Here is a 19,293-nt window from a genome sequence, read left to right as displayed (position 1 = left end):
GAGCTGCTTGGGATTTCGGATCCCTGGCGGCTCGCCTTTTGTTGAAGTTGAAGAATGGAGGTTAAGCTCCCTGTACCTCGGAACTACGCCCACGCTTCTGCAGAAGATAACCAATCGCGATGACAAGCAGTCCGCAGATGAACGGGAAGACATTGTCCGCATACTCGGAAACCTTGTGCAGCCCCGATTTCACGGTCTCGCTCTCTTCCAGCATTTCGCCGGCCGTATAGCCTAGAATGCCTGCACCTAAGTAGATGAAAATCGGGAACTTATGCAGCAGCGACATAATCAACTGGCTGCCCCATACGATAATCGGGATACTGAGCGCGACCCCAAGCGACATCAGCCAAATATTATTGTTGGCAATGGAGGCAATCGCCAGTACATTGTCCAAGCTCATAATAAAGTCAGCCGTCACGATAATCCGAATCGCTTTCACGAGAGATTGCGCACCCTCGATGTCCTTGCTGTCGCCATCATCCTTAAGCAGCTGAATGGCTACCCAGAACAAGAGCAATGCGCCGGCTACTTGGATGAACGGGATTTTGAGCAAATATACGGCAACCGCAGTCAACACAATCCGCAGCCCTACAGCAGCCATCGCTCCCCACCAAACCGCTTTCTTCCGGTGCTGCAATGGCAAATTACGGCTAGCTAGCGCGATAACAACCGCATTGTCGCCGCTAAGCACGAGATTGACCAGCATAATTTCTGCCAGCAATAATAGGTATTCCATTCCTCAAGCTCCTTACGTCAGACTGAGTATCACAATAGTTGATTGATTATCTCACAGAACAAATCAGATTGTCTATTGACGTTACCGGCCAAGTTATGGCCTATTATTCCATTGCCTTAGCAAAACGATCATCGTGCTCCCTATTTCGGAGGGAGGCTCATATAGATCTCCTCGTGAGCTTCACTATCCACAGCTTTACTCACAAACTATCCACATTCCACCAACACTCTGGGGATAACTGCCATAGTTATCCCCGTTGCCCTACTCCGCAGCTCTTCTTCTTCGGAGTCGCGACACCGCCGGTGCCGCCTGCAGCTCCCGCGGTAAGCTGCTGCACTTTCTGTCCTTGCGAGTGTCGGTACAGCTCCTCGTAATACCCGCCTCGCGCGAGCAGCTCCTTATGGTTGCCTTCCTCCACGATCTCGCCCTGCTTCATGACGATAATCCGGTCTGCCCCCATAATAGTGGATAACCGATGCGCGATAACCATCGTCGTTCGTCCTTGGGACACGAGCGTCAATGCCTCTTGAATGAGCTGTTCGGAATGCGAATCCAAGTTGGCCGTTGCTTCGTCGAGGATGAGAATCTTCGGCTTGAACACGATAATTCTCGCGAATGAAATCAGCTGGCGCTCCCCGGCGGAGAGCCCGCTCCCCCGCTCAGATAAGCGCGTATCATAGCCGTCCTTCATCCGTCCGATCAGCGTATCTACGCCTACGAGTCGGCAGGCCTCCATGACTTGCTCCCTCGTAATCGTCTCGTCAAACAGCCTCACGTTGTCGATGATGCTGCCGGAATAGAGATACGGCTCCTGCTGCACCAAACCGATCAACCGATGAAGCGTCTCCTGCGGCAGCTCGCGAACGTCGGTGCCGTCAATCGTGACGCGGCCTTCCTGCACATCGTAGAATCGGCAGAGCAAACTGATGAGTGAGCTTTTGCCAGCACCCGTAGTCCCGACGATCCCGATCATTTCACCCGGCTTCACATGCAAATCCAGGTGATGAATGACCGTTAATCCATCCTTGTAGCCGAATTTCACGCCGTCAAAATCAATCTGCCCCTTCACAGCGGAAGCATCCACGCCTCGCACTTTCTCGGCATCCCGCACTTCCGGCACCGTTCCGAATATTCCCCAAATCCGGTTTAATGATACCGTTGCGGATTGAAGCGTATTCCACTGCTGCGAGATATTATTGATCGGTTGGAAGAATTGACGAATGTACGTAATGAAGGCGAAGAGTACGCCAAACGGCAAACTTTCGCCAAGCACAGCATTCCCGCCAAGCCACGTGACGAAAGCAACGGACAGGTTGCCCATCATTTCGAAAGAGCGGTTAAACAGCACGTTCGTCCGAATCTCCCGCAGATTGGAGCGGAAGTAGAGCCGATTCTTCTCATCGAACTGCTTCTGCTGCTCTCTCTCCTGATGGAACACTTGGATGATGCGCATTCCTGCCAAATTCTCCGCAACAAACGCAACCATCCTCGACAGATTGGTTCTCGTCATCTGATAGGTCTTATGCATATAGGAACGGAATGCGATCGCATTCAGTGCGATGATCGGCAGCAAAATAAGGCAGTAGAGCGTCATCCTTACATCGAGTTGAAACATTAACGCGATAATGAACACCAGCGTCAGGCCGTCACGGAGCACGCTGAGCAGCACTTGCGAGAAGAACTGGTTGAGCGACTCGGTATCGCTCGACACATGCGTGATGAGACTGCCGCTTGGCACACGGTCGAAATACGACATGGACTGCTTCGAGATATGGCGGAACAGCTTCTTGCGAATCGCAGCCACAATGCCCTGTGCGGCTTTCTGAAGCAGATTATTTTGCAAGAAGGTAAACACAAATCCTGCAACGGAAAGAAGAAGATAAAGGCCGGCGATGAGAAAAAGCGTATTCGGGCTGCGATCGCCCTTCATCAGATGATCATCAATCGCAATCTTAACTAGGTAAGGCTGCAGCAAATCTGCCGCGATCGCAACGATAATACAGCCGAACACGGCCAGAAAGGTCAGTCGATACGGCTTCGCATACCCGATAAGCCCCTTGTACGCTTCCTTGTTACTCTCTTTGCTTGGCGATAACGGGATGTCCGTTCTTGCATCTAGTTGCCCATTCGTAATTAGTTTAGCCAACGCCGCTTCCCTCCTCCTGAATGGCATGGAGCATGGCATAGATGCCGCCCTGCGCAAGCAGTGACCCATGCGTTCCCCGCTGCACAATCCGGCCCTCGTCCAGCACGATGATTTCATCGGCATGTTTGAGCGCGCTGATCCGGTGAGCGATAATGATTGTCGTTTTGTTCTGACGTTTCTTCCGGATCGTATCAATAATGGCGGTTTCCGTTACGGCATCGACGGCGCTTACGCTGTCATCCAGAATGAGAATCGGCGCATCCATCATCATGCCGCGCGCAAGCGCTGTCCGCTGGCGTTGTCCTCCCGAGAGGGTAACGCCGCGCTCGCCAAGCTTCGTCTCGAAGCCATCGGGAAACGACATGATGCTCTCGTGAATCTTAGCATGCCGCGCCGCCTTCTCTACTTGGGCCAGCTCCGCGCTGCGTTTGTAGAACGAAATGTTGTCTCGAATCGTCGAGCTGAACAGGAACCCGTCCTGCGGAACATAGGCAATGCCGCCGCGTAAATTCTCAAGCTTCACGCTGCGCAAATCCTTATCGCCAATCGTTACAGTCCCGAGAGGAGGATCGTACACGCGAAGCAGCAGCTTGGTGAGTGTTGTTTTGCCGGAACCGGTTTTCCCTACGATGCCGATGGTCTTGCCCGGTGTCACCTGAAGCGAAATATGCTTAAGCGCCTCTTCCGGAGAATCCGGATAGGCGAAGGACAAATCGTTGATCGAGAGCGTCTCGCGCTGCCAATCGACCTCCACCGCCGAAGGCTCTTCTTTGATTTCCGGCTGCTTATTCAGCAGATCATTCAATCGTTCCACAGATGCGCGAGAACGCTGAATCGTATTAATGACATTGCCGATCGCCTGCAGCGGGTTAACCATCATCCGAACGTAGAGCGTAAGGGCAACGAAATTACCGAGCGTAATCGTGCCGTCAAGTGCCAGATATCCGCCATAAGCCAGCGTAATGATGAGGGAAAGTGCCCCCAAAAAAGGAATGAGAGCTTGAAAATAAGACGAGATGCGCACCAGCTTCAGCTGGTTATCCATGATGCGGTCTACTGATTTGCCGAACCGCTCGTTCATGATGTCCTCTACGGCGAATTTCTTCGTCACGCGAATGCCGCCGAACTGTTCTTCCGCCGATTCCGTCATCGCGCCCAGTGACTCCTGTACGGCAAGAGAGCGCTTACGGATGTTCGGTCCAATTCGCACGACAACCCATGGAATGAGAATCAGAGGCGAAATACAAACCAAGATCAGATAAATCGGAATGTCGCTCAGAATCATCATGACGATAACAGAGATGATCAGCATCACCGCGTTCGCCGTCTGATTGACACCCATCGCAATCGATTCACGAACGGTCGTTACATCATTCATGACATAGCTGAGCAGCTTACCGACGCCGTTCTTCGAATAGTATTGCTCGCCAAGCGTGGTGAAATGGCCAAACAGCCGCCTGCGTGTATACCATTCAAACTTTCGCCCCACATACATAATATGAAACTGCCCGATACCGCCCAGCACACCGTAGGCAATGCCGATTAAGAGTAGGATCATGCTGGAATCCCAAATCGCGGTTTTTGTCAGCCCCCCCTGTTGAAGCTGATCCGTGAAATTGCCAAGCACCTTCGGAAAATAAGCCTGGAATAAATTCGCAACAATAGAAAACGAAATGCCGGACGCGTAGATATACCAGTTGTTACGTATATACGTCACCAGCAACCCTCGCTGACTTGCCATGAAACAGCTCCTCCCTCATACCATTAATTGCATATCTCCACACAGAAATGTGCACACAATTAACCAGTGTTTCCCCATATAAATCAAGCAACTGATGGATACTGACACCTATCCAAATTTTGCAATTATTACACTTTTTACTCAGCAAAAAAGCCTCTTCCAGGTAGATGGATAATAGAGGCTTTGCGTCACAACAGTTCGATTAGTGCGGCGCTTGCGATTGAACGATAAGATGAATTTCAATGCCGGACGGGTCGCGTACGATGACCGTTCCGCGGTTGGTTTGCAGAGGTACACTCGCAGCCTGCAAACGTGAGAAGAGCGCCATTTGCGCAACTTCGGTTGGAAGCACGATTTCAAAATAATCGAGACCAGGTGCGTTCTCCGGTGTAAGCTCCGCACCGATGCCGGCCCAGACATTGAGTCCGATATGGTGGTGATAGCCGCCTGCGGCGATGAAGAGCGCAGAATCCGCCATTTGAGCGACAAGCTCGAAGCCGAGCACATCGTTGTAGAAATGTTCCGCAGTCGGCAGTTCCGAGACATGGAGATGGATATGTCCCACTGTCGTGCCGACAGGCAGTCCGCTCCACGGTGTATCACCGGCTTCAGCGAGCAAGCCCTCCCAATCAATCGGATCGAGGCCCATGACATAGTGCCCCTTCTCATCGCGTTCCCATTCTTCGCGAGGACGGTCTCGGTAGATTTCGATCCCGTTGTTGTCGGGATCTGCGATATAGAGTGCTTCGCTTACGAAGTGATCAGCCTGCCCGATGTGGATGCCGCTTGCAATGAGGTTGCGCAGCGCGAGACCGAGCGATTTGCGGTCCGGTACCAGCAAAGCGTAATGATACAGACCTGCTCCTGATCGGCGCGGACGCGGCACCGCATGCGGGATTTCCCGCAAATGCAGCAGAGGCGCAGAACTATCCTGCACACCCAGCTCCGCCGTCCCTTCTCCTTGAGAGAGAACCCGCAGCCCTATAACCTCACGATAGAACGCAAGCGAACGCTCCATATTGCTTACTCGCAGATAGACCATTCCGATTCGGGCTGCGGCATCAATGACAAAGGACATTCCGATCACCTCTTCTCTATAAATATTCCGCTACGATGTCTTTAATCCGATCAAGCCCTGCCCACATGTCGCCGGGACCGTCATAAATAAGCACGATTGCGCCGTTAAACTCGGCCGCACGCACGGTTTCCAAGCATTTGAGAAATTCTTCGCGATCGGGAAATCCGTCGCCGTCATACTGCGCTTTGGCATGGACGGATACGCTCCGAGGCAAGGTCATGGCAAATTCTGCATATTTGGCAGGAAACGCGAAATTGCCGAAATCCGTAATGAAATCAGCCGCGTCGCCGATGTTCTCTAATAATTTAACGCTCGATGAGCCTGTTGAGGTGAGCGACTTGAAATTCTCCGACACGACGCGTACGCCTTTCCCCGAGGCATAACGGCCAAGCTCGATAAGGGCATCCGCCGACTTGCGGATCGCTTCTTCCTGATCCGGCTTCGCCTCTCCGGCAATGATGCGAATCTGCTTCGCGCCTGCCAGCGATGCGATATCAATCCATTCGCGCATGAAGCGAATATCCGCCTCGCGTTTCGCTTCGTCCTCAGCCGTTAAGTCGCCGTAATCCAGCAGCAGCGTATCGAAGGACAATGCCGCAGCGCTGAATGCTTCCCGCAGCTGCGCTAAATAGTCGGGTTCTGTTGATGGAAAATGAAAATGGCAAACCTCTGCTGCTTGGTACCCTCTTCTCGCGAGCTCTGCCGGAAGCTCCAGCAAGGTCAACGCCTGCGGCTGCTCCTGAACACTCTGCTCGTGCTGCCCGGTCTCGGCATTCCACGACGTGAACCGAAGCGGCCCTAACAGGCGATGCAAACTCCACGTGCTAATCGATAGATAAGACATTCCAATAACCTCCCCATGACTCGATTGAAAATAAACAAAGAATGTCTACATCGTATCATATTACGGATGATTTACCAATTTCGGGAAGGCAAAAATATCTATCATTTTTTACATATGTACTTCCAACCATCGCTACCGATGCATTGCGGCATGCAAAACAGGCTACGATGAAATTTCCATCATAGCCTGTGACTCTAACATTCTTGTTAAGAAGGCGTATACGACAGACTGGCGCTAAATGAGAGTTGCGTGATATCTGCTGCCGAGGGATCCGTCGACTGCAGCGTCCTTATGCGAATCCCGATACGATCGCCTGCAGCAACTACTAATGAACCCACATTGATATTCGTTGCGGCACGGAAAGTGCCCGCTGTAATGATATTATTCGGAAATCCGAATCGAACCGAGCTGGTTAGCGGTGTGGTCACGTAAGGGGAAGCACTGTGATCAATCCCGTTATTAGGAACTGACGGTGCCAGGAATACGGTAAAATCATATTGCAGACCAAGGGTATTTATGGAAACCACAGAAGCAACCAATAGATCGGCACTGATTTGCAAATTCTGAACGGTACCCGCAAACGGAATCGGAAAAGCAAAACCACCTGCTTCCGGCGGCATCGTCGATTCTCCGGAACCGTCAATGACTTCAACCGTGTGACTACCAAAGCCCATTAAAATTGGAGCAGCCGATACGACTGTAGCACCGCTAATGATAATCCCCGTCGAAAATGGAATTAATCCTCCGGCTCCCGCAGCTCCTGTTGATCCTGTTGGTCCAGCAGGCCCTGCTGCTCCTGCTGGTCCTGCTGCTCCCGCAGCTCCGGCTGGTCCTGCCGGTCCTGCCGGTCCTGCCGGTCCCGCTGGTCCAGTTGCTCCGGCAAGCCCCGCTGCTCCAAGTGCCCCTGCAAGTCCTGCCAAACCTGCAGGTCCGGCCTCGCCAATGGCTCCTGCAAGCCCCGCTAATCCAGCTGGTCCAAGCGCTCCTGCAAGTCCCGTGGGTCCAACGGCTCCGATGGCTCCTGCAAGCCCTTGAAGCAATTGTGCTCCTTCTGCCAGAGGTCCCGGAGGACCTTGGGGCCCGCGCGGTCCTTCCGGTCCCGGAGGACCCGGAGGACAGTTATGTTTACCCATATAGCCTCGTCTCCCTATTAGTAAAGTAAAGCTGTTTTCATCATATTCATCCTCCGGCAAATGGATGGGAGTAGTTGCCTACATTTTTAAAATTGGGTGGAAGTTAATGTCTATTTTTCCAACCTATTATGTTGTTGTCCCTATCAAAAATATCACTCCGGCATTTAATAGTACTAGCGATCGAAGACTGGGAGAGTGGATAGATTGGAGAGTCAGCCGTTAGTAGGTATTTTAGTAACCGAGAGAATCAATCGAAAAAGTATTTTGAAGCTCTATCAGCGGTATGACAAAATGAACGTGAAGCTTTTTGCCTTTACTCCGGCGGATATTGATTGGGAGCAGCAGCGTATTCATGGACTCAGCTTAAATAAAGGCTTATGGAAACAAGGAGTGTTTCCTTTTCCTCATGTCGTCTATAATCGCAGTTTCAACAAGAAAACAATTACCATTCAACGCCTGGAGAACGTGATTGGTACGAACAAATGCTTCAACACTATCAACTTTTTCAACAAATGGGATCTCTATAACCTATTGAAACAGTCACCTCTCAGCCCCTATGTACCGGACACTTATTTATACAATGATGCGAGCGTATCAGAGCTGATAGAGAAATATAAAATCGTATATATTAAGCCAACGTATGGTTTTAAAGGGAAGTCCGTCTATCGACTCGAGCAAACGACTACAGGGGATACACATATTTCCCTGAACGCCCTGGCTCCAAAATATATTTGCCGAGCGAATGAGAACATCGCGCAAAAGTTAGATGAGCTTCTCGGATCAGAGAACTATATGGTTCAGCAGGGAGTAAGCATACGTCAACTGAATAATCGTTACTGCGATATTCGGGTCCTGGTTCAAAAAGACATTCGAGGTGAATGGACGGTATCCACCATCGCATGCAGAGTGGCCTATCAGGATTATTTCAACACGAGCGTTTGCGAATTCATTTATGATGCCGCGGAAATTTTCCATCTCTTGTTTAGCCCGGAGAAGACAAACGAGATGCTCCACTCCCTTCATGATATAAGCGCAGCGGCTGCACAAACAGCAGAAGCCCATATGGGTTCATTGGGCGAATTGAGCGTTGATTTTGCTTTAGACGATGCAGGAAAGCTATGGATCATCGAACTTAACGGGAAACCGCAGAAAAGTATGTTCAACGACCTTCGTTGGTTTAAAGACAAAGGCATCATCTACAGCAGACCGCTGGAATATGCCTATTACCTTGCTCGATCTGATTGATAATCCGTGTGTTCTCTTTTTCACAGAATGGTTCCTGGTATATAATACGGGTGACTCTTACTGTGAAGATAGGAGAAATTATATGGATATTATTCAAATTGCGACGCATTTAATCGATGAGGATACCGACCAGCCGCGCTATCAGTTTGATGAAGAAGCGCTTCAGGAGCTTATGAAAAGCATCGAGGAGATTGGCCTGCTCTCCCCGATTAAAGTGAGAACGACCCCAGGCGGGCGCTACAAAATCATTTACGGCAACAGGCGTTATAAAGCCAGCAAAATGCTCGGCAAAGAAACCATCCCCTGCATCGTTTCGACGGTGACCGATGAGATGGAAATTTATTTGGAGCAGATCGCGGAGAACCTGACGCGAGAGGGCTTCTCGCCGATCGAGGAAGCGGAAGCGTTTCACAAGCTGATGAATGAGTCCAAGTTCAACAGCTCGATTAAATATCTTGCGAATAAACTCGGCAAGCCCGAGAGTTATATCAAGAACAAATGCGAGCTGCTCAAATTCGGGAATTCCGTGCGCAAGCTGATTGTCAGCGGCACGGAAATCCGCAAGGACAAGCTCACCGAGGATCAGCTGCTGCCGATCAAGGATCTTCCGATCGAGCATCGCGATCCGCTCGCGCTCATTATCGCCCGCGACGCGCTGCCGGTCAGCGATGTGAAGAAGATCGCCAAGCTGTTCAAGGACAAGGAAATTTCGTCCGGCACGAAGGACAAGCTGCTGTACAAGAACGGGCATGAGCTGCTGCAGACGTGGTCCACTGTGCAGCAGAACAAGGCGGAGCGCGAACGCGCAGCCGAGCTTGCGGCGGAGAAGGCCGAGCTCGCCGCCGAGGCGAAAGCGGAGCGAGCGCGGCGAGCGGCCGAAGCGGAAGCGCTGGCCGCTGCGGCGGTGACGCTGGCCGCGAACGGGGCGCTCTCGCCTGGGCCGACGACTTCGGTAATCGGCGGCGGAGATTTGTTCGCCGCGGCGGCGGCCGAGACGGCGGCGGCGGCAGGCAGCACAGCCGCGGCTAAGGCGGCGGCGGCGGCTCGCGAGGAAGCGCGGCGGCTGCTGGCCGCGCTGCCATTGCCGAGCGGCTTGGCGGATGACGCGGCCTCCGGCGAGGAGCTGCAAGCTCTGATCGCGGACATCGACGGAACGTTGGCCGCTCTCGCTCAGCGCGCAGCAGCCTGGCAGTCTCTGCGCGAGCTTGCTGTCGCAGCCACTCGGGAAAGGTAGCGCTATCATTCCCGGTTTCTTTTGCCAGATTATGATTGCCAATCGAGCCGCCTCCTGTGGTACTATTAGCAGGAGGTTTTTTCTTCACAGGATTAAAGACGAGAGAGTGAGGATGTTCAGACATGAGAGTTGTTATCCTAGGCGGTACCGGCAATATCAGTACAAGCATAGTTCGTCTTCTGGTGGCACAAGGCCACGAGGTTACTTGTTATAACCGTGGTCAAAGCAGCGTTGAACTGCCCGCTGGTGTGCGCGTCATCAATGGCGATCGTCAGGAACGCGACAAATTCGAGCAAACGATGCAGCAGGCGAAATTCGATGCGGCCATCGATATGATTAGCTTTAATCGCGAGGATGCTGAGAGCAGCATTCGCGCATTCCGCGGCGTTCAGCATTTCGTCCAATGCTCGACCGTTTGTACGTATGGCGTGGAATATGAGTGGATGCCTGTTACCGAGGATCACCAGCTTCGTCCGATCAGCGGCTATGGCCAAGGCAAAGTGGATGCCGATACGGCGCTGATGGAAGCTTACCACCGCGAGGGTTTCCCGGTTACGATTCTGAAACCTTCCACAACCTACGGCCCGCAAATCGGCATTTTGCGTCAGGTTGCTTGGGACTTCACTTGGATCGACCGTATTCTCAAAGGCAAGCCGCTGCTCATCTGCGGCGACGGCAAAGCGCCTCACTCCTTCCTGCATGTCGATGATGCAGCCAAAGCATTCGCAGGCGTACTCGGCAAGAAGCACTGTCTGGGCCAAACGTACAACGTGGTACCGCGCGGCTTCACGACATGGGAGCAGCATCATAAGCTGGCCATGAAAGTGCTGGGCAGAGAAGTCGAGCTCATCGGCGTGCCGCTCCAAACGTTGAAATCCACGGACTCCGGCCGATTCGGCATTTGCGAAGAGATTTTCATGCACAATGATTACTACAGCTGCGAGAAGCTGATGCGCGATGTGCCTGAATTTGTTCCGACTGTCTCCCTTGAAGAAGGGATGCGACAGGTGTTCGAAGTGATGAAGCAAGAGAATCGCATACCGAACTCCGATAACGAGACATGGGAAGATGAAATCATCGAAGCGTACCGCGGCGCTTTTGCGCCGCTTGCAGCCAAAGCTTAATATAAAATAGGCGAAATCCCCGAGTGAATGCTCCGGGACTTCGCCTTTTTTCATGCCTATTTTTTGATTTTCTAGGCGAGTTGCGTGATAACAAGATGTGCTGATACAGGCCTTGTTCCTCCAGCGACAGGAGTGATGGTCAGGGCTGTGGCATTGCCGGTAGGATTTCTTACCGTGAGTATGGAGTTGGCAGCTACCGTTTGCACAAGAGCCATTCCTATTATTTGTGAAGTACCTGTTGCTCGCCCAACTACCGTATAAGGCAGTTCTACATTATTGAGTGTCAAATCCAATTGACCCGCTTCGTCCACGCTTACCTGAAACAACACCTGATAAGTGCCGGTTGCGGATAAGTTAAATGTACTGGGACTCGTTCGGGCAATAGCAGTCCCACTAGAAGGACCATTTTGCGGAAAACTTACGTCTGTACCAGGAGCAACAGTCGCTGCATTGTCAGAAGGCATCAACGCATAAAAATCTGCAAAGTTCAAGACTCCGGTCGCTCCTGTTGCTCCTGTCTCACCTGTTGCTCCTGTTGCTCCGGTTACTCCTGTCGCTCCTGTCGGTCCGGTAGCACCTGTTGCTCCGGTTGCTCCTGTTGCCCCCGTTTCCCCCGTCGCTCCTGTTGCTCCTGTCGCCCCGGTTGCTCCTGTTGCTCCTGTTGCTCCTGTCGCCCCGGTTGCTCCTGTTGCTCCTGTCGCTCCTGTTGCTCCTGTTGCCCCGGTTGCTCCGGTCCCTCCTGTTGCCCCGGTTGCTCCCGTCGCTCCGGTTACTCCGGTCTCACCTGTAGCACCGGTTACTCCGATAAATCCCTGCAATCCGGTTGCACCCGTTACTCCATTTACTCCATTTACTCCGGCTAACCCTGTTGCTCCCGTCACTCCGGTTGCTCCGGTAGCCCCTGCACCTGTCGCCCCAGTCTCACCTGTTGCTCCTCTTGTTCCTGTTGCTCCGGTAGCCCCGATAAATCCCTGCAATCCGGTTGCACCCGTTACTCCATTTACTCCGGCTAACCCGGTTGCTCCGGTCGGCCCAATCGGTCCCGGAGTTCCTGTTGGACCCGTGTTTCCTGTCGGTCCTATCGGTCCACCTGAAGGGCCGGTCGCCCCTGGTAAACCAGTAGCTCCAGTGGCACCGGTAGCACCAGATAGCCCGGTCAATCCAATCGCGCCTCTAGCTCCCGTTGAACCTGTTAGTCCTATTGAACCTGTGGATCCTGTTGCGCCCCTTGCACCAGTTGCTCCCGTTGCACCTGTTAATCCTATTGAACCTGTCGCTCCTGTTGCACCTTTGACACCCGTTGCTCCCACTGGAGCATTTATGATTATTTTAGGAGGCGGACACATCACAATTTTCTTTTTATTCACGACGTCTTTTTTACATTTGTCTCTCTTTTTAAGACGGCCTGCTTTACAACTCTTTCTGTTCGATTTGTGCATTTATTTAGCCACCTAAATTTCCATTTTGTTCATATTATGGAGTTTGTCTAGGTAGGTGTTCTTCTTGGGTGCCAATATAAAAAAATGTGCTTTATATCACAGGTCGAGTTATTTATCTTCCAACCCTCTATATGTAGTTATGCTTGTTTAGTCAAGCAGCAGCCGGTCGAGTCCGATGGCGCTGATCAGCATGCGCTCTTTCTTGCTGCCTATCAGCTGCTGGGTCCAATCGACGAAACCGCCATCGCCAATGTAATGCACCTTGCCGTTGATGATCGTTTTGATCGTGAATTGAAGTCCTTTGTAGTAGGCATTGTCCGACGGCTCACTGTTCACGGTGACCGCCAGCTCCGGCGCTTGCTCTCTGATATGTTGTATTAGTCGGCTGTTCAGCCCTTCTGGATCGGTGTAGCCAGGTCGAGCGTTCATGATGACCTCGATCTCCGCTCCACCGAATTGTGCGCGGAACATCTCTCGGAACAATGCGATATGCTCCCATACGGCCTGTTTCTCGAATGTATAGGAGCCTCTGTCCTTCCCGGAGGTCACCATCGCATAGAGGCCAAAATGCGGCAGCATGCCCGGCGCATCCGGGAATTTCTGCGCCCGCACATGGCGGTGCGTCGTGCAATATCGCAGCAGTTCCGGTGCGTTGCTCAGCTCGCCGGACTTGAGGCCGTCCGCGATATAGAGGGCCAGCAGGTTGGTCACATCGGCGACGACCTCGGTGCCTCGGAGGGCGGAGATGATTTTGTTCTGATCCGCCGGCGCTACGATGGAGCAGGAGCCAAGCGGCGCTACAGGCGATAGCTGCACCGGCTCGTAAGCTTGCTGCTGCGCGATCCGCAGCAGATCGAGCTCCAGCTGCTTCAGCGCAAGCGGATCAACAACCGCCGGCTTCACGAAGCGGTTCTCCTTGTAACTGCGGAGCAGCTCGCTTGGTTGGCGCATGGCGGTGCGCTGCCTAAATACTTCCAGCAGCAGCGTGCTCAGGTCCGAGCCGGACATGCGCTCGGACAATACCTCCACGAGCTCCTCTTGCCCCAATTCGCGGAAAATTCGCTTGAGCTCCCCTCGATCGGATTTATTTTGCGTAGACATGGGTTGGCCCCCCTCACGAATGTTTTTAAAGCTGAGTATACTCCACATCGAGGACAATTGGGAATACATTAATCAGAAAATTGCAAAAAAACACGGTTCCCTTAGGAACCGTGTTTTTAACGCATATGGTATGGTTATTTGCCGAACACATTGCGGATCGCTTCGAGGTACTTCATGCCATGAATCGTATCCGGCTCCAGGTAGCCGCCCTCGGTCCACTCGTTCCAGGCGTAAATGGTGAACATGCGTGTGGCGAGGTTAGATTGATCGAGATAGTCTTTGACCTCTTGAAGATTGGCCTCGAACGCCTCCGGAGTATTGCCGGTCAGGATAGGCGTGTACGGATATTCGCCGCGCACAAGCGGAATATCTTGTCTGCAGCGTGGCGATGGGTCCCAGCCCATCGTCGAATTCGGATAGTAGGGCACCTCGAACGCATCGCGGAACTCGGACCACTTGGCTACTGCCTCCGAGGCGCAATCTGCGTATGGGGAATCCGGGAACGACGCCGGCTCCACATGGTGAATCCACACGTAGGAAGTCACACTATCAATACTTAACGTGCGGACCAGCTCATTCGTGTCCGGTCCGATGATGTCACGATTAGCTTCGTTTAACCCCCACTCCACCAGATTGAGATGAAGCTCGCCGCAGCCGGCCTCGCGCGTTTTCTCCCGGAAGGACTGGAGCGCCTCTCTCGTTTCCGCGATACCGCCGAGTCCTTTGATCAAGGTGTGGCACTCGTAGATGGAGAAGTAGAGTTTACCTTCGATCTTGAGAAAATTAGGCTCGTTAAAATATCGGATAATTAAATAGTCCGTCATCGCATCGAACCGCTCGCGCGATACTTCATTGTGATTCGCCCACATGATGCCAAAACGCAGCCGGTCGCGATTAGGCGCTTGCAGGAACCCATCCTCCAACGCTCGATGCAGGAACGGTCCTTCGCCGCCGCCCATATCCCAGTACCAATCATAGATGAAAGAGGTGATGCCGTGATCCGCTGCCGCATCGATCTGCTTCTCCGAAACCGCAGGATCGGACTCGTCAAGCTCGCCCCAGAGCGGTACCTTCGGCTGCTCGTGCCCGGGGAATACCGGCTTCGCCACCCGAAGCGACGGCCACTCCGTCCAGCCTTCGCCTTTGGTCGCCTCATTCTTCGGATCCGGATGCCACTGTGGAAAATAGTACACCGCAACTTCGTACGGTTGGTTATGCTCTGCCATAACTGATCATCGCCTCCTGCGTATATACTTGTCGCGCGCGCGGTACGCCTCTTCTAAGTAACTTCTCCGCTGGTCCGCTAAAGTAGATCTCCCGGTGCACTTCCTGCTCCGAATTGAGCTCTTCCTTGCTAATGTAGATCTCCTTGTGAGCTTCTTGCTCCGAATTGGGCTCACTTTCGCTAAAGTAGATCTCCCGGTGTGCTTCTTGCTCCGAATTGAGCTCTTTCTTGCTAATGTAGATCTCCTTGTGAGCTTCTTGCTCCGAATTGGGCTCACTTTCGCTAAAGTAGATCTCCCGGTGCACTTCCTGCTCTGAATTGAGCTCTTTCTTGCTAATGTAGATCTCCTCGTGAGCTTCTTTCTCCGAATTGAGCTCACTTTCGCTAAAGTAGATCTCCCGGTGTGCTTCTTGCTCCGAATTGAGCTCTTTCTTGCTAATGTAGATCTCCTTGTGAGCTTCTTGCTCCGAATTGGGCTCACTTTCGCTAAAGTAGATCTATCGGTGCACTTCTTGCACATTGCCCGCCAATGAGAGGTAACTAGTACCTCTCTTGATCTCTTTTCGCCGGTTTCCCATTAAAGAGAGGTAACTGTTACCTCTCTTACATCCAAATCTGCTACTTTTCCATCGATGAGTTGCTCCCAGAGCTACTTTTCCACCTAAATAGCCACTATTCCACCAATGTGTTGCTCCCTGAGCAACTCATCGCCGCTTCATGCGATTAGCGGCGGCGTTCTCCACATTGGGGGCTTTTCCCGCTAGCGGCGAACAGCCTTCCTCGCGCCTCGCGGCTAGCCAATCCCCTCACTCGGCGGCTTTACTCGCGGTTAGCGATCCCGATCCCCCATCGGCCGGCGGCATTCCCCCGCGGTTAGCGCAATCTCCCCGCGGCCAGCGACTTCCCGCTCCACCGCGACAAGCTGCCCTACCCTTTCACCGCTCCCGCGGTTAAGCCGCGGAGCATGTACTTCTGCGTGAACGCGAACAGCACGACGAGCGGCAGCACCGCCAGTACGCTGACGGCGAACACGGGGCCGTAGTTGACGGATTGTTTGTTGAACATGAACTGGACGATTTGCGGCATGAGGGTCATTTTTTCCGGCTGGTTGAGAAAGATGAGCGGGGTCAGAAAATCATTCCATACCCCGTACACATTCGTCACGATAAACGTACCCGTGGCCGGCAGCAGCAGCGGGAAAATAATCCGCCAATACAGCCGAAACGGCCCGCAGCCGTCTAAGCTCGCCGACTCCTCCAGTTCCCTCGGAATCGACTTCGTAAACGCCGCATACAGAAACGACGCGAACGGGATGAATCCCGCCGTATAGATAAGCACGAGCAGCGTATGTGTATTCATCAGATGAATATCGACCGCCATCGTAAAGAGCGGAATGAGCGAGCCCATCGTCGGAATAACCATCCCGGAGAGGAAGAACAGGTAGGCGAAGCGAAACAGCTTCTCCGGCCTGCGCGACAGCACATAACCCGCCATCGAGGCTACCAGAATGGTGAGCCCAAGCGCACCTGCCGTAACCAGCAGCGTGTTGGATAACCCGCGGAAGAACGCCATATCGGTGAAGGCCGATTTGTAATAGTCCAGATATAAGCTATGAGGCAGCTCATAGGGTTTGAAGAAATAACGCGGCTCCTTGAAGCTCATCTCCACCAGGAAGAAGACCGGGAACAAGAAGCATAAAGCAGCTATAAACAACAGTACCTCAAGCACAATCGAGGGCCTCTTATTCAGTCCCATGCTATAGCTCAACCTCCCTGCGCCGCGTGATGCTGAGCTGAATGACGGTTACGATGATAATGAAGACTGCCAGCACAATGCCCGCAGCCGTCGCATACCCGTAGCTCTGATTCTTGAAGGCCGCATTATAGACAGCCAGAAACAGCGTGTATGAAGACGAGCCCGGCCCGCCATTCGTCAGCAAGAAAGGCAGATCGAACAGGCGAAGCGCGCCTACGATGGTCAGAAACAACACGATCGTCACGGACGGCATCAGCATTGGGAAGGTTATCATGCGGAACAAGGCAAACCCTTTCGCGCCTTCCATATCCGCAGCCTCGTAAATATCTGCCGGTATCGCCTGAAGGCCGGCGAGATAAATCAACGCGCAATACCCAATGGCCTGCCACTGCGTCAGCAGAATAATCGTCGGGAATGACGTATACACCGTGCCAAGCCAGTCCTGCACATTCGCCTCGCCAATGATGGGCTGCAGAATGCCGTTGATAAAGCCGTCATACTTCAGCAGCTCGCCCCATACAACCGAGGTAACAACAAGGCTGATAATGACCGGTAAATAGAAAGAGGTACGCAGAAAGCCGCGTGTCCGAAATTTCCGATTGAGCAATACGGCCAGCAACAGAGCCAGCGGGTTTTGTACGACTAGGCCAAACAGAACCATTTTGAGCGTATTCATCATGCCATCAAGCATTTGCACATCCTGAAACAAATACTTGTAGTTGTCGAGTCCGATATAACGCGGCGCTTTAATCCCGTTCCACTCGGTGAAGGAATAGTAGATGCTCTGCAGGAACGGATAATAGAAAAACATGCCGAAGATGGCAAGCGCCGGCACCAGAAACAAGCAGGCGATCCAGTATTGCTTGCGATTCAAACTCATTAGGCTTCACCTACTCAGGTTGGACTTTGTAAAACACGTTCAGCCTTGCGGCTGAACGTGTTCATCGTACTGTGGATGCTGCTGCGTGGTTAGAAGGACTCCGTGCTTATTCTGCAGGCGGAGTTACAGTCGCTTTGTCTTTCTCGAAGCTGCTTTGTGCGGCTTTCAGATCATCCGGGTTAAATTTGATACCGGATACAACCTTAGTGAGCAGATCAAGCATGTTCGTAGTCGCGCTCGCCGGGATGTAGCTGGTGATGTTCGAAGTAACGACCGTGCTGTTCGCAACCGCTTCTTGAACGGCATCCATAGCCGGATCGTCGTATTTAACCGTTACATCGGTGAAGGAAGTAAGTGCGCCGTCACCTTTCATGAACGGGCTGATAATGTCTTGCGTCGTCATGAGGTTGATCAAATCTTTGGATTCCTGCAGCAGTTCGGTCTTCGCATTGATACCGAGCGCTTCGTTGCTGCCGAGGCCCATTGCCACTTTGCCTTCGTCGTTCGCGAGCGGGAAGTAGCCGATATCGAACGGTTCGAAGCCGCCTTTGGAGATGTTATCCGCGTTGGCACCGGGCATCCAAGGACCTTGAACGATCATGGCAGCTTCGCCGGAAGCGAACATTTGACCGGATTGCGGCCAGTCGATGCTGATCGCGTTTTTGTTAAAGTAGCCTTTGGATTTCATCGTTTCGAAGTTGGAATACACCTTCTGAATCGTCGGATCCTCGTTGATTTTCACTTCGCCGTTGTAAATTTTCTTGCCGAGCGTCGGATCGCTCAGTTGGTAGGAGCTCATCCAGTTCGTGAAGAAGAGCTGCGCCGTCCACTGATCCTTGAAGCCGAGCGTAATCGGCGTTTTGCCGGCGCCTTTGATTTTCTCGGCGGCGTCGAACAGCTCTTGCGTTGTTTTCGGAGGAGTAATGCTAAGGTCGGAGAAAATTTTCTTGTTATACCAAACGCCGCCGCCGATGGATAGACCCATTGGTACGCCGAATGTTTTGCCGTCCGCGTGGGTTTGGAAATCCTTCTGACCGCCGTCGTTCAGACGCGGAACCCATGGCTCTGCGGAGAGATCGAGCAGGTTGCCGGATTTTGCAAAATCTACCCCTTGGTAGAACACGACATCCGGTGCGGAGCCCGAAGCGAATTGCGCTTTCAGCTTATCGAAATAAGTAGCGCCGAGTACGACATCCCATTGGATCGTCGCTTTCGGATACAGCTTCGCATAACCTTCTTCAACGGCTTTCTTGAAAGCCACCATGTGCGGGCGATCATCAAGGAACCAAGCGCCGACGCGGATCGTGAACTCCTTGTCATTGGCAGCAGGTGCAGCCGGTTCGTTAGTAGCCGCTTCATTGGTACTCGTATCATTCGTAGCAGCCGTATTCGTAGTGGTATCGGTTGTTGTACTGCTGTTGTTCGTCGCTGTACTGCCCTCGTTGTTGTTTGAATTTCCGCAAGCTGACATAACCGTTGTCAGCAGCAGAACCCCCGCCAGCGCTGATAGTCCTTTGAGCTTCATTGCCACAACACCCTCTTCTCTCTTAATATCTCACAAGTTAAGTGTAGCGCTTTCATGATAGGGAGAGGATAGCTGCATTTTACCGTT

16 protein-coding genes are annotated in these 19,293 nt (G+C 52.6%); 3 read left to right on the top strand and 13 right to left on the bottom strand.

The genetic code is table 11. The features are described from left to right. Positions 1-61: 61 nt before the first annotated feature. From I8J30_RS18420 to I8J30_RS18395, 6 genes are all read right to left on the bottom strand, one after another. Entirely contained in the window at positions 62-736 is a 675-nt protein-coding gene (locus I8J30_RS18420; RefSeq protein WP_210660512.1) for a TerC family protein, read from the bottom strand. A gap of 247 nt (positions 737-983) precedes the next feature. Then, complete coding sequence (locus I8J30_RS18415; protein ID WP_240548174.1) at positions 984-2,882, bottom strand: ABC transporter ATP-binding protein; 1,899 nt, start codon at positions 2,880-2,882, stop codon at positions 984-986. Further along, positions 2,875-4,623 carry an ABC transporter ATP-binding protein gene (locus I8J30_RS18410; protein WP_210660503.1) on the bottom strand — a complete coding sequence of 583 codons (1,749 nt, stop codon included), beginning with the start codon at positions 4,621-4,623 and terminating at the stop codon, positions 2,875-2,877. Before I8J30_RS18410 ends, I8J30_RS18415 begins: the two co-directional genes overlap by 8 nt. A gap of 202 nt (positions 4,624-4,825) precedes the next feature. Continuing rightward, the gene (locus tag I8J30_RS18405) at positions 4,826-5,701 is read right to left on the bottom strand and encodes a VOC family protein (RefSeq protein WP_210660495.1); all 876 of its coding nucleotides are present in this window, start codon (positions 5,699-5,701) and stop codon (positions 4,826-4,828) included. A gap of 16 nt (positions 5,702-5,717) precedes the next feature. Then, on the bottom strand, positions 5,718-6,545 hold the full coding sequence (locus tag I8J30_RS18400) for a sugar phosphate isomerase/epimerase family protein (RefSeq protein WP_210660487.1): 828 nt from the start codon (positions 6,543-6,545) through the stop codon (positions 5,718-5,720). Positions 6,546-6,751: 206 nt separating this feature from the next. After that, positions 6,752-7,678: a hypothetical protein gene (locus I8J30_RS18395; protein ID WP_210660478.1), complete on the bottom strand. Its 927-nt coding sequence runs from the start codon at positions 7,676-7,678 to the stop codon at positions 6,752-6,754. 204 nt (positions 7,679-7,882) lie between these two features. Between I8J30_RS18395 and I8J30_RS18390 the strand changes: the two genes are divergently transcribed. The 3 genes from I8J30_RS18390 (at position 7,883) to I8J30_RS18380 (ending at position 11,281) form a co-directional block, all read left to right on the top strand. After that, entirely contained in the window at positions 7,883-8,923 is a 1,041-nt protein-coding gene (locus I8J30_RS18390; RefSeq protein ID WP_210660476.1) for a YheC/YheD family endospore coat-associated protein, read from the top strand. A gap of 82 nt (positions 8,924-9,005) precedes the next feature. Further along, positions 9,006-10,157, top strand: a complete 1,152-nt coding sequence (locus I8J30_RS18385) for a ParB/RepB/Spo0J family partition protein (protein WP_210660474.1) — start codon at positions 9,006-9,008, stop codon at positions 10,155-10,157. Positions 10,158-10,279: 122 nt separating this feature from the next. Beyond that, positions 10,280-11,281: an NAD-dependent epimerase/dehydratase family protein gene (locus tag I8J30_RS18380; RefSeq protein WP_210660472.1), complete on the top strand. Its 1,002-nt coding sequence runs from the start codon at positions 10,280-10,282 to the stop codon at positions 11,279-11,281. A 71-nt stretch (positions 11,282-11,352) separates the two neighbouring features. Here I8J30_RS18380 and I8J30_RS33755 read toward each other — a convergent pair whose 3' ends face one another. The 7 genes from I8J30_RS33755 to I8J30_RS18345 form a co-directional block, all read right to left on the bottom strand. Continuing rightward, a complete protein-coding gene (locus tag I8J30_RS33755; RefSeq protein WP_276316154.1) occupies positions 11,353-12,627 on the bottom strand; it encodes a collagen-like protein in 1,275 nt (424 codons plus the stop codon). Positions 12,628-12,867: 240 nt separating this feature from the next. Continuing rightward, positions 12,868-13,821 (bottom strand): hypothetical protein, encoded by a 954-nt coding sequence (locus I8J30_RS18370; RefSeq protein ID WP_210660469.1) that lies wholly within the window; start codon positions 13,819-13,821, stop codon positions 12,868-12,870. Positions 13,822-13,955: 134 nt separating this feature from the next. Further along, on the bottom strand, positions 13,956-15,047 hold the full coding sequence (locus tag I8J30_RS18365) for a glycoside hydrolase family 99-like domain-containing protein (RefSeq protein ID WP_210660467.1): 1,092 nt from the start codon (positions 15,045-15,047) through the stop codon (positions 13,956-13,958). Next, a complete protein-coding gene (locus I8J30_RS18360) occupies positions 15,034-15,351 on the bottom strand; it encodes a hypothetical protein (RefSeq protein WP_210660465.1) in 318 nt (105 codons plus the stop codon). The genes I8J30_RS18365 and I8J30_RS18360 overlap by 14 nt, the downstream gene beginning before the upstream one ends. A gap of 622 nt (positions 15,352-15,973) precedes the next feature. After that, the gene (locus I8J30_RS18355; protein WP_210660463.1) at positions 15,974-16,801 is read right to left on the bottom strand and encodes a carbohydrate ABC transporter permease; all 828 of its coding nucleotides are present in this window, start codon (positions 16,799-16,801) and stop codon (positions 15,974-15,976) included. Position 16,802: 1 nt separating this feature from the next. Beyond that, a complete protein-coding gene (locus I8J30_RS18350; protein WP_210660461.1) occupies positions 16,803-17,681 on the bottom strand; it encodes a carbohydrate ABC transporter permease in 879 nt (292 codons plus the stop codon). 106 nt (positions 17,682-17,787) lie between these two features. Next, positions 17,788-19,206 carry an ABC transporter substrate-binding protein gene (locus I8J30_RS18345; RefSeq protein ID WP_210660459.1) on the bottom strand — a complete coding sequence of 473 codons (1,419 nt, stop codon included), beginning with the start codon at positions 19,204-19,206 and terminating at the stop codon, positions 17,788-17,790. Positions 19,207-19,293: the final 87 nt, after the last annotated feature.

It is taken from the genome of Paenibacillus lignilyticus, from assembly GCF_017942085.1.
Taxonomy (GTDB): domain Bacteria; phylum Bacillota; class Bacilli; order Paenibacillales; family Paenibacillaceae; genus Paenibacillus_Z; species Paenibacillus_Z lignilyticus.
This window is presented reverse-complemented; position numbering and strand designations above follow the sequence as displayed.